Annotated in this window: 8 protein-coding genes and 1 pseudogene; 7 read left to right on the plus strand and 2 right to left on the minus strand. The window is 72.2% G+C overall.

Annotated elements, in window-relative coordinates; all coding sequences use genetic code 11:
• Positions 1-191: 191 nt before the first annotated feature.
• Positions 192-1,771 (minus strand): annotated as a pseudogene (locus WH07_RS25390) (HtaA domain-containing protein).
• Positions 1,772-1,925: 154 nt separating this feature from the next.
• On the opposite strand from WH07_RS25390, the gene WH07_RS25395 reads away from it, so the two are divergent.
• From WH07_RS25395 to WH07_RS25420, 7 genes are all read left to right on the plus strand, one after another.
• The gene (locus WH07_RS25395) at positions 1,926-2,963 is read left to right on the plus strand and encodes a heme/hemin ABC transporter substrate-binding protein (protein WP_232789058.1); all 1,038 of its coding nucleotides are present in this window, start codon (positions 1,926-1,928) and stop codon (positions 2,961-2,963) included.
• A 133-nt stretch (positions 2,964-3,096) separates the two neighbouring features.
• Complete coding sequence (locus WH07_RS25400; RefSeq protein ID WP_232789059.1) at positions 3,097-4,107, plus strand: FecCD family ABC transporter permease; 1,011 nt, start codon at positions 3,097-3,099, stop codon at positions 4,105-4,107.
• Between the two features lie 194 nt (positions 4,108-4,301).
• The gene (locus WH07_RS25405) at positions 4,302-5,132 is read left to right on the plus strand and encodes a heme ABC transporter ATP-binding protein (protein ID WP_046504527.1); all 831 of its coding nucleotides are present in this window, start codon (positions 4,302-4,304) and stop codon (positions 5,130-5,132) included.
• Between the two features lie 261 nt (positions 5,133-5,393).
• Positions 5,394-6,539, plus strand: a complete 1,146-nt coding sequence (gene efeO, locus WH07_RS25410; protein ID WP_046504529.1) for an iron uptake system protein EfeO — start codon at positions 5,394-5,396, stop codon at positions 6,537-6,539.
• 10 nt (positions 6,540-6,549) lie between these two features.
• Positions 6,550-7,878, plus strand: coding sequence for an iron uptake transporter deferrochelatase/peroxidase subunit (gene efeB, locus WH07_RS25415; protein WP_079023553.1), 1,329 nt, complete (start codon positions 6,550-6,552; stop codon positions 7,876-7,878).
• Positions 7,879-7,899: 21 nt separating this feature from the next.
• Positions 7,900-8,883 (plus strand): iron uptake transporter permease EfeU, encoded by a 984-nt coding sequence (gene efeU / locus WH07_RS36385; RefSeq protein WP_052744559.1) that lies wholly within the window; start codon positions 7,900-7,902, stop codon positions 8,881-8,883.
• Positions 8,804-9,748: a hypothetical protein gene (locus WH07_RS25420; RefSeq protein ID WP_052744560.1), complete on the plus strand. Its 945-nt coding sequence runs from the start codon at positions 8,804-8,806 to the stop codon at positions 9,746-9,748. Before efeU ends, WH07_RS25420 begins: the two co-directional genes overlap by 80 nt.
• Before the next feature lie 404 nt (positions 9,749-10,152).
• Here the strand turns inward: WH07_RS25420 and WH07_RS25425 are convergent, their stop codons facing one another.
• Positions 10,153-10,905, minus strand: coding sequence for a bifunctional DNA primase/polymerase (locus WH07_RS25425; RefSeq protein WP_046504534.1), 753 nt, complete (start codon positions 10,903-10,905; stop codon positions 10,153-10,155).
• Positions 10,906-11,114 lie beyond the last annotated feature (209 nt).

An 11,114-nucleotide genomic window follows, 5' to 3' on the forward strand; every position in this document is an offset into this window, starting at 1 on the left:
CGGCGGGGGTGCCTGCGGCGAGCGCCGGGAGCGCGAAGGCGGGGGCGCCGAGGGCGGCGGCCGTCGCGATGGCGGCGGCAAGGGTGATGGGGCGGCGTATGGCTGCCATGGGCGGTGTTCTCCTCGATGGTGTGGTGCGTGGAGTGGTGGTACGGGGTGCACGGGGACGCCCGTGCGGTGCGTGGGGGAGGTCAGCCCTCGTCGGAGTCGGAGGCTGACGTGGGGCCGGCCGTGGGGCCGGACGCGGAGGCGGGCGCGGAGGCGGACGTGGTGTCGGCGGCGGACGCGGGGGCGGATGCGCCGTGGCGCCCGCGGGCCCGGGCCGAACGGACCAGGAGGACCGCGGCTCCCGCGACGACGAGCACACCCGCGCCGATCGCCGCGTACGCCCCCGCGCCGATGGACGGCGAGGACTGCGAGGAGGCGGCTTCCGCGACGGGGTCGGTGGGGCCTTCCGGACTCGCCGGACTTTCCGTGGCGTCCGCTGAGGCCGCGTGCCTCGGCTCCGCCCCGGCCGGGGCGTCGCTGCCCAGATCGGGCAGCGCGGGCAGTTGGGCCCTGGTGTCGACGGCGACCGCGAGTGAGACGGGGTCCATCGCCGTACCCGCCGCGTAGAGGGCGCCGAAGGCCGTGGCGCCCTGGGGTGTCAGGGTCGCGGGCACCTCGGTGAGTACGGCGAGGCCCTGCTTCGGTGTGAGGTCCTTGGCCGCGAAGGTGATCAGCGGCACGCGCTCGCGCGGCGGACTGCCCTCGGCCGCGTCGGTGACATCGGCGTACAGCGTCCCCTGCCGCCGCCGACCCGGACGGCGACCCGGGTCAGCGTCAGATCGAGGCCGGTGCCCGTGAAGCGAACCGTACCGGCGAAGTCCGCGTCGAGCGTGCCCTTCGGTGCGTCGTACGAGCCGGTGCCGCGCGGGAAGCGGAAGAACGCGCCGCCGTCCTGGGCACCGCCGCTCAGGGTCCACTTTCCCTTGGCGATGGGGCCGGTGACGTACTCGCGGTAGGTCCGGCGCACGCCCCAGTCGACGGCCGCGGTCCGGAAGCGCCCGGCGGTCTCGCGCTGCTTCCCGGACGGCTCGCTTCCGGACGGCTTGCCCTCGGACCGCTCGCTTCCGGGCGGCTCGCTCGTGGCCGGTTCCGCGGGCCCCTCCGCCGCCACATCCACGGACAGGCTCACCGGATCGAGCGGCGTACCGGCCGTGTAGTACCCGGCGAAGGCGGTGGCGCCCTGCGAAGTCAGCGTCGCCGGAACGTTGTCGAGGGTTACGGGACTGCCGCCGCCCCGCATGTCGATCCCCGACAGATCGAGCGACGCGAGCGGCACCCGCGAGGAGCGCGTGAGCTTGCCCGAGCCCTTCGCCCTGCTCGTCATATCGACGAGGAGCGTGCCGCTGCCACCGGATATACGGACGGCGGGACGGCTGATCGTGAGGTCCAGCTCATACGTACCGTCCGCCTTCTGATGGCCGGTGAAGCGGACCCCGCCGGAGAAACCGGCGCGGAACGCCCCGGTCGCCGGATCGTACGAACCGTTCGCCGAGTGGAACCGGAACCCGCTGCCCACCGTGGCCGCGCCCCCGGTGAGCGCCCAGCCTCCCCCCGCGATCGGGCCGGTGATGTAGCCCAGGAACGACGACTTGATCCCCCAGTCGAGCCTTCCGCCCCGCACCGTACGGTCCGCCGCCTGCGCGTCGGCGGTCGGCAGCAGGGCCACCGGCAGCGCCAGCAGGAGCAGGACGAGACAGAGGCGTACGGGTCTGAAGGACGGCATGGGGTGACTCCCGCGGAGGAACGAAGAGGAACGCGGAGCTGGGCAAACAAGGTAAGGCTAACCTAAGCTACATCCGGTCCCATCCGGAACCCTTCACCCACGGAAACAACGAACAGACCGAAACAGAACGCGAAAGAACAGGACGGTGCACTACGTGCGCAGATCACGCCTGACGAGTGCGCTTCCCTCCGCGCTCGCTCTCGTCCTCGCCCTGGCTCTGACGGGCTGCGGCAGCGGGGGCGACAGTGGCGACAGCGGTGCCTCCGGCAGCGACACAGCTACGAGGACGGCTGCGGCGGCGACCGCGGACCGGGTCGAACCCCTCGCCGGTACGCCCCGGCCCCGCCTCCCGGTCACCGTGCGCTCGGCGGACGGCCGCGCGGTCACCGTCGCCTCGGCCGACCGAATCGTGCCGCTGACCGGCTCGCTCAGCGAGATCGTCTTCACCCTCGGCCTCGGCGACCGGGTCGTGGCCCGCGACATCACCGCCACCTTCGAACAGGCCACGGACCTGCCGTTGGTGACCCGGGCACACGACGTCTCGGCTGAGGGTGTGCTGTCGCTCAAGCCGACCCTGGTCCTCGCCGACACCACCACCGGCCCCGCCGAGGCCATCGGCCAGATCCGCGACGCGGGCATTCCGCTGGTGGTCGTCGAACCGGCGAAGAGCCTCGACGACATCGCCCGCCGCATCGACACTGTGGCCGGGGCGCTGGGTGTCCGGCCGGCGGGCGTGGAGCTGAAGGAGCGTACGGCCGCACGGATCGCCGCCGTACAGGAGGACGTTCCGGCGCGCGACGGCGAGCGGAGACCGCGCGTCGCGTTCCTCTATCTGCGTGGCTCGGCCTCGGTCTATCTGCTCGGCGGCGCCGATTCGGGGGCGGGTTCCCTGCTGGAGGCGGCCGGAGCGGTGGACGCGGGCAAGGAGTCGGGGCTGCGCAAGGACTTCACCGCGATCACAAGTGAGGCGCTCGCCAAGGCCGCGCCGGACGCGATCCTGGTGATGACCAAGGGACTTGAGTCCGTGGGCGGGGTGGACGGCCTGGTGAGGATCCCGGGGGTCGCGGAGACACCGGCCGGGATGGACCGCAGGGTCGTCTCGGTCGACGACGGGGTGCTGCTGAACTACGGGCCGCGTACGGACGAGGTGCTGCGGTCGATCGTCGAGCAGCTCTATCCGAACGGGAGTTGAGGTGACGGCGACACCGGAACCGGCAACGACACAGGCACCGACACCCGCACCGGCCATACGGAAGCAGCCGCCCCCTGAGGAAGCCGCAGCGCCTCCCGGCGCCGGCAGGAAGCAACCGCCGGGCCGGGCGACGCTGTTGACCGGCGGACTGCTCGCGGCCCTCGTTCTGCTCTGTCTGCTCTCCGCCGGGATCGGCGCGTACGGGATCCCGCTCGGCGATGTCCTCTCCTCCGTACTGCACCGCACCGGGCTCGGCGGCGCCGCGCTCGACCGTGTCGGCGAGAGCGTCCTGTGGAACGTCCGGCTGCCCCGGGTCGTGCTCGCGCTGCTCGTCGGCGCCTCGCTGGGCTGCGCGGGCGCGCTGACACAGGGCGTGTTCGGCAATCCGCTCGCCGAGCCGGGCGTGATCGGGATCTCGTCGGGCGCGGCGGTCGGCGCGGTGGCGTCGATCGCGCTGGGGCTGAGCTTCTTCGGCAACTGGACGGTGACGGCCTGCGCGTTCGTCGCGGGCCTCGCGACGGTCCTGCTGGTGTACGTGCTGTCCCGCTCGGGCGGCCGTACGGAAGTGGTGACGCTGATCCTCACAGGCATCGCGGTGAACGCGTTCGCCGGGGCATTGATCGGGCTGTTCATCTTCTTCGCGGACAACGCGCAGATCACCCAGATCACGTTCTGGCAGCTCGGTTCGCTGGCGCAGGCGACCTGGCCGAAGGTGCTGGCGGTGCTGCCGTGCGCGGTGGCGGGTCTGGCGGTGGCGCCCTTCTACGCACGGAAGCTCGACCTGCTCGCGCTCGGCGAACGGCCGGCCCGGCACCTCGGGGTGGACGTGGAGCGGCTCCGTGTCGTGCTGGTGCTGGTGGTGGCGCTGCTGACGGCGGCGGCGGTGGCGGTGGCCGGGGTCATCACGTTCGTGGGGCTGCTCGTACCTCATCTGCTGCGCATGGCGAACGGTCCGGGGCATCGCCTCCTGGTCCCGGGCAGCGCGCTCGGCGGTGCGCTGGCGCTGCTCGCGGGCGACCTGGCGGCCCGCACGGTCGCGGCCCCGGCGGAACTCCCCCTGGGCGTCCTGACCGCACTCTTCGGCAGCCCCTTCTTCTTCTGGCTACTACGCAGAACGCGCCGCGGACAGGGCGGTTGGGCATGAGCACGCGCAGACCCCGGCCGGGGATCCGGGGGTTGTCCCCCGGGCAAACACAGTTGGCTGCTACGCAGAACGCGCCGCGGACAGGGCGGTTGGGCATGAGCACGCGCAGACCCCTGCCGGGGTCCGGGGGGTTGCCCCCCGGGCAAACACAGTTGGCCGCCACGCGGAACCCGCCGCAGACAAGGAAGCCGCCCATGACCATCACGGCCCTCTTCGCCGCCCGTCGGCGCTCGCTGCCCGCGCCCGTCCCCGCCGGGACCCCCCTCGCCGAAGCCCGGGACCTTCATGTCCGGCTCGGGCAGCGTGAGGTGCTCGCCGGGGTCGGGCTGGTCGCGCGCGCCGGTGAGGTGCTCGCGCTCGTCGGGCCCAACGGGGCCGGGAAGTCCACCCTGCTCGCCGCACTCGCCGCCGATCTGCGGCCCGACCGCGGCGAGGTACGGATCGACGGCCGCCCCGCACACGAGTGGTCCGCGCCCGAACTCGCCCTGCGCCGCGCCGTACTGCCCCAGGCCGCCACGCTCTCCTTCCCCTTCCCGGTCGCCGAGGTCGTACGGATGGGCCGCGCGCCCTGGGCCGGGACCCCGCTGGAGGACGAGGACGGGACCGCCGTCGCGGCGGCGATGGCGGCGACCGAGGTCGCCGGGTTCGCCGCGCGCCCGTTCTCCGCGCTGTCCGGTGGCGAGCGGGCCCGCGTCGCGCTCGCCCGGGTCCTCGCCCAGCGCGCCCCGCTGCTGCTGCTCGACGAGCCGACCGCCGCGCTCGATCTGCGCCATCAGGAACTGGTGCTGCGGATCTGCCGGGACCGGGCCTCGGCGGGCGACGCCGTCGTGGTCGTCCTGCACGATCTGGGGCTCGCCGCCGCGCACGCGGACCGGGCCGCCGTACTTCACGAAGGAAGCATCGCGGCCGAGGGCCCGCCCGCCGAGGTGTTCGGCGCCGGGCTGCTGAGCCGTGTCTACCGGCAGCCCGTCGAGGTGCTCCCGCATCCCCGCACGGGCGTCCCGCTCGTCATTCCGGAACGGTGACGCGTCCCGGATCACCGCCCCGAGACACATCAACACACCGGCCCCGAAACCGGTCACTTGACCCGCCCTTTACTCAACCCTGGTCTACCGGAAAGCCGCCCGTGACCTCCCCGTATCCGCACCCGACCCCACACGGGGAGTGAGAGCTGAATCACTGGACTAACGAGCGCAGCCAAGGTAAGCCTCAGTTAGGTTAGGCGCGCCTGACCTCCGCACTCCAGCCACCGTCACCCTCACATTCCAGCCATCGTGGAGCCCCGCATGCGACCTGCCCGTCTCTCCGTCGTCACCGCCGTCACCGCGGTGGCCGCCCTGACCGCCGTCACGGGCTGCGCCGAGAAGAGCGACGCCAAGGCCGGCTCGGGCGCCGGCACTGTCGAGGTGACCGCGAAGGACGACGCCTGCGAGCTGTCCACGAACGAGTTCCCCGCCGGCCATGTGGAACTGGCCGTCGAGAACAAGGGCTCCAAGGTCACCGAGGTCTATGTCCTCTTCCCGGACGACCGCATCGTCACCGAGCGCGAGAACATCGGCCCCGGCACCAAGGCGAAGGTCACCGCCGAGGTGAAGGCCGGTTCGTACGAGATCGTGTGCAAGCCCGGGATGAAGGGCGACGGCATCCGCCAGAAGGTCACGGCCACCGGCGGTACGCCCGTCAAGCGCAGCCCGGAGATGGACGCCGCGGTCGCCGCGTACCGTACGTACGTCCAGGCGCAGGCCGATGAGACGCTGCCGAAGGTGAGGGCATTCACCGACGCCGTGCGCGCCGGTGATCTGGAGGCGGCGAAGAAGGCGTACGCCCCCTCGCGCATCGGCTGGGAGCGCACCGAGCCGGTGGCCGAGTCCTTCGGCGACATCGACCCGAAGGTCGACGTACGCGCCGACGGTCTGGAGCCCGGCCAGGAGTGGACCGGCTGGCACCGCCTGGAGAAGGCCCTCTGGCAGGACAAGAAGCTGGGCCCGGACACGACGGCCCTCGCGGACACGCTCGACAAGGACCTCGCCGACTGGCAGAAGCGCGTCGGCACGGCGGAGATCACCCCGACCTCCATGGCCAACGGCGCCAAGGAACTCCTCGACGAGGTCGCCGCGGGCAAGGTCACCGGCGAGGAGGAGCGCTACAGCCACACCGACCTGGTCGACTTCAAGGCCAATGTGGAGGGCGCGCAGAAGTCGTACGAGCTGCTCAAGCCGGTCGCGTCGAAGAACGACCCGGCGCTGGTGACCGAGCTGGACAAGCAGTTCGCCGCGCTGAACACACTGCTCGACAAGTACCGCGACGCCCCGGACTCGTACGACTTCACCTCGTACGAGAAGGTCGGCAAGGCACAGCGCAAGGAGCTGTCGGACGGTGTGAACGCACTGGCCGAGCCGCTCTCCAAGCTCGCCGCCGCCGTCGTCAAGTAGGGCTCGCGCCATGACGGACGACACGCAGAACAGGGCCGGCACACAGGACGGGCACGGCCCCCGGGACAAGGGCGACGCTCCGAGCGGGGGCAGCACCCGGGCCGTCGACAGGACCAAGCCGTCCCGGCGCTCCCTCCTCGGCTGGGGCGGCGCCGGACTCGCGCTCGGCGCGGTCGCCGCCGGGGGCGCGGTCGCGGCCGTCCGGGACGGCGACTCCGCGGCGCCCGCCGTCGACACCGGCGCGGCCGTCCCCTTCCACGGTCCGCACCAGTCCGGTATCGCCACGGCCGTGCAGGACCGGCTCCACTTCGCCGCGTTCGATGTGACCACCGAGGACCGTGCGGAACTGGCCCAGTTGCTGAAGGACTGGACACGGGCCGCCGAGCGGATGACCGCCGGGCACGCGGTGGGCGAGGGTGCGTACGGCGGGCTGCCCGAGGCCCCGCCCGACGACACCGGCGAGGCACTCGGCCTGAGGCCGTCCCGGCTCACCCTGACGCTGGGCTTCGGACCGGGCCTGTTCGCCGACGACCGGTTCGGTCTCGCCGCCCGTCGCCCCGCCGCCCTCGTCGACCTCCCCAAGTTCCCCGGCGACAATCTCGACCCGGCGCGCGGCGGCGGCGATCTCTGTGTGCAGGCCTGCGCGGACGACCCCCAGGTCGCCGTGCACGCGATCCGCAATCTGGCCAGGATCGGCTTCGGCAAGGTCGCGGTCCGCTGGTCGCAGCTCGGCTTCGGCAAGACCTCGTCGACCACGCCGCATGCCCAGACCCCCCGTAACCTCTTCGGTTTCAAGGACGGCACCAGCAATATCGCCGGCACCGACACCGCCGCGCTCGACAAGCACGTGTGGGTGGCGGGGAAGGACGGTCCCGACTGGATGGCGGGCGGTTCCTATCTGGTCGCCCGGCGGATCTCGATGCGGATCGAGACCTGGGACCGTACGTCCCTCCAGGAGCAGGAGGACGTCTTCGGCCGGGACAAGGGCGAGGGCGCGGCGGTCGGCAGGGCGCGCGAGCACGACAAGCCCGATCTGCGCGCGATGCTGCCGACCTCGCACGTACGGCTGGCGCACCCGGACTCCCACCACGGGGCGCGGATGCTGCGGCGCGGCTACTCCTTCACGGACGGCACGGACGGTCTGGGCCGGCTCGACGCGGGGCTGTTCTTCCTGGCGTACCAGCGGGACATCCGCGACGCCTTCATCCCCGTACAGCGGTCTCTCGCGCGCTCCGACGCGCTCAACGAGTACATCCAGCACGTGGGTTCAGCGGTCTTCGCGATCCCGCCGGGCGTCCGGGACAAGGACGACTGGTGGGGCCGGGCCCTGATCTCCTGATCCCCCGAAGGGAGTTCCGACGTGTTCGGAAACTATCTGATCGGTCTGCGCGAGGGTCTTGAAGCCAGTCTCGTCGTCTGCATCCTGGTCGCGTATCTGGTGAAGACGGAGCGGCGCGACGCGCTGCGCCCGATCTGGGCCGGCATCGGCGTGGCGGTCGTCCTCGCGCTCGCCTTCGGCTTCGGGCTCGAATTCGGTTCGCAGGAGCTGACGTTCGAGGCGCAGGAGGCGCTCGGCGGTTCGCTGTCGATCCTCGCCGTGGTGCTGGTTACCTGGATGGTCTTCTGGATGCGGCGTACGGCACGGCACTTGAGGTCGGAGCTGCACGGCAGGCTGGACGCGGCGCTCCGGATGGGTACGGGCGCGCTGGTGGCGACGGCCTTCCTGGCCGTGGGCCGGGAGGGTCTGGAGACGGCGCTGTTCGTCTGGGCGTCGGTACGCGCCTCCTCGGACGGCACCCATGCCCCGCTGATCGGCGTCCTGTTGGGGATCGCCAGCGCGGTGGTGCTGGGCTGGCTCTTCTACCGGGGCGCGCTGCGGATCAACCTCGCCAAGTTCTTCACCTGGACCGGCGGGATGCTGGTGATCGTCGCCGCGGGCGTGCTGGCGTACGGCGTGCACGACCTCCAGGAGGCGCGCTTCCTGGGCGGTCTCGCGGACAAGGCGTTCGACATCAGCACCACGATTCCGCCGGACAGCTGGTACGGGACGCTGCTGAAGGGCGTGTTCAACTTCCAGCCCGACCCGACGGTGCTTCAGGTCATTGTCTGGGGCCTGTATCTGGTCCCGACGCTCGCACTGTTCCTGGCCCCGGTAGGGTTCGGACGGTCAGTGGGGGTCAAGACCGACCGGTCTCAGGAGCAGAAGGCGACCGATGAGCAGGCTGAGCAGGCCGATTCGGGCAGCGGCGGGGCTCGCGACGGTGATGGCGCTGTCGCTGACGGCGAGCGGGTGCGTGACGGTGCACGGGGAGTTGGCGGTCGTACCGTCGGCCAAGCGAAGTGAGGCCGCGCAGGCGCTGAAGGACTTCACCGAGGCGTACAACAAGGCGGACAAGGCGTACGATCCCACCCTCGACGCGGACCATGTCACCGGCGCGCTCGGCCTGATCAACCAGGCCGGGCTCAAGGCGCGGAGCATCACGAACCCGGACGGCAACTCCGCACACCAGCCGCTGGAGCTGACCGACGCGAAGTTCACGATCCCCAAGAAGGCGGGCTGGCCGCGCTGGTTCGTCGCGGACACCAGGAGCAACCGCGACACGGCGGACGGCCCGGCCTTCCGGTGGCTGGTGGTCTTTCTGCGCTCCGCCCCCGAGAAGCGCTGGGAAGCGGCCTATCTGACGATCCTCGCCCCCGACCAGGTGCCCGAGTTCAGGACGGACGAGGACGGCTGGGGCGAGGCGGTGGAGCCGGACAGTACGAAGGTGTCGGTGGCGCCGCGCGATCTGAGCGAGGAGTACGCCTCGTACCTCTCGACCGGCAAGCCGGAGCACTTCGCGGCGGGCCCGCACACGGACGCCTGGCGCAAGGAGCGCGCGGACAAGGCCCGGCTGCCGGGCCTCACCACCCAGTACGTGGACCAGCCGGTCACCGAGGGCGACTTCGCGCCGCTGGGCCTGCGGACGAAGGAGGGCGACGCGCTGGTCTTCTTCGCGACGCGCTTCTTCGAGCGGCAGACGGCGGCGAAGGAGGTGCGGCTCCAGGTGAACGACGACGTACGGGCGCTGCTGGAGGGCCAGGTGACGGACACGATCACCAAGGAGTGGCTCTCCAGCCAGACGGTCCTGGTGCCGGGGAGCGATGCGGCGTCCCCGGAAGTGGTGGTGGAGGGCCGCCTCCAGGGAGTGACGGCGGCGAAGGGGTCGTAGGGGGTCGACGGGGTCCGGGCGCGCCCGGACCGGGCCAGGCGCTTCGGCTGGCGTCGGCCGCCGTCGGCCACGGACGGCGGCCGGGGCTCGGCGCTCTGGCCGGCCGTCAGCGCCTCGGGCAGGGGCGCGGCGCATCGGCCTTCATCCGCCTAGGGCGGGGGTACGGGCGCATTGACCGGCGTCAGCACCTCGGGCCGGGCCCAACGCTTCGGTCGGCGTCGGCCACGGACGGCGCAGAGCGCGTTGACCGGCGACAGCCACGGACGGGGGGCCGGCGCGTCGGCCTCCATCCGCCTCGGGCGGGGAACCGGCGCATTGACCGGCGTCAGCCGTGGGCCGTGCCCAGCGCTTCGGCCGTCTTCCGTTTCGGGCCGGGGCGCGGCGGCCGACGCGCGGGGCCGGGCTCAGCGGCCCAGGGGCCAGGCGACCGCGTGATGGTCCAGTTCCTCGTTCTCGACCGCGTACCACGCGCAGGCGTCCGTGAGGGTCTCCAGCAGGGTCAGCGGGTCCGGAAGCGGGTGTTCCGGGCCGCGCAGCCACCGTACGGACAGCTCCCCCGGCAGCCGCGCCGGCGGTACGAGCACATAGCTGCCCCGGCAGTGCCAGCGCAGCCCCGGGTGCTCGTCCATGGTCTCGGGGTGGCAGTCCAGCTCACAGGGCCACCACTCGTCCTCGTCCTCCGGGGTGCCCCGGGTGGCGGTGAAGAAGAGCATCCGGTCGTCGCCGGAGTCCGCCACGGGACCCACCTCGACGGACTGTTCGAGCAGCCGCTCCAGCGCCCGGCTGCCCGCCTCCAGCGGTACGTCGAGCACGTCGTGGACCATGCCGGTCGCGGTGATGAAGTTGGCCTCGGGCTGGCTGCGCGCCCAGCGCTCGATCTGCGCCCGGTCGGTCGTGGACTGGGTCTGCCAGGCGAAGGAGAGGGGGTGCCTGGCCGGGGTGGGACAGCCGATCCGCTCGCAGGAACACCGGTAGCCGACCGGATGCGCGGCGGGCGAGAGGGGCATACCGGCACCGGCGACCGCGAGGAGCAGCGCCTCCCGGCCGGCCGTGTCACCGTCGGGCGCGGAGTTCGCGGCGGTCTTCTTGGGACGCCTGCGCAGCCACTGGGGAATCCTGCTCTCCGTGCCGCGGTAGCGGCCGAAATCCTCGCCCATCTATCCCCTCCACACTTCATGCTCGGCCCCTGCGGACATTTCCATGGTCCCACCATCCTGCTCCCCGGGTGGACGGAGTCCCCCACCGGGGTATGAGGGCCGGGGGTGTAGCCGGGGGGGCCATTGCTACGTATGTGCCGGTATGCAGCGCCACGACGGGGCCCCGGTCCGGGCGGAGCCGGCCCCACCCGCCCCACATGCCTCCACGC

Source organism: Streptomyces odonnellii (genome assembly GCF_000981895.1).
Lineage (GTDB): Bacteria > Actinomycetota > Actinomycetes > Streptomycetales > Streptomycetaceae > Streptomyces > Streptomyces odonnellii.

Bases quoted from the DNA above. Each gene is read 5' to 3' on its own strand.
- WH07_RS25405 (WP_046504527.1), top strand. From the start codon at position 4,302: ATGACCATCACGGCCCTCTTCGCCGCCCGTCGGCGCTCGCTGCCCGCG.
- efeO (WP_046504529.1), top strand. From the start codon at position 5,394: ATGCGACCTGCCCGTCTCTCCGTCGTCACCGCCGTCACCGCGGTGGCC.
- efeB (WP_079023553.1), top strand. From the start codon at position 6,550: ATGACGGACGACACGCAGAACAGGGCCGGCACACAGGACGGGCACGGC.
- WH07_RS25420 (WP_052744560.1), top strand. From the start codon at position 8,804: ATGGCGCTGTCGCTGACGGCGAGCGGGTGCGTGACGGTGCACGGGGAG.
- WH07_RS25425 (WP_046504534.1), bottom strand. From the start codon at position 10,905: ATGGGCGAGGATTTCGGCCGCTACCGCGGCACGGAGAGCAGGATTCCC.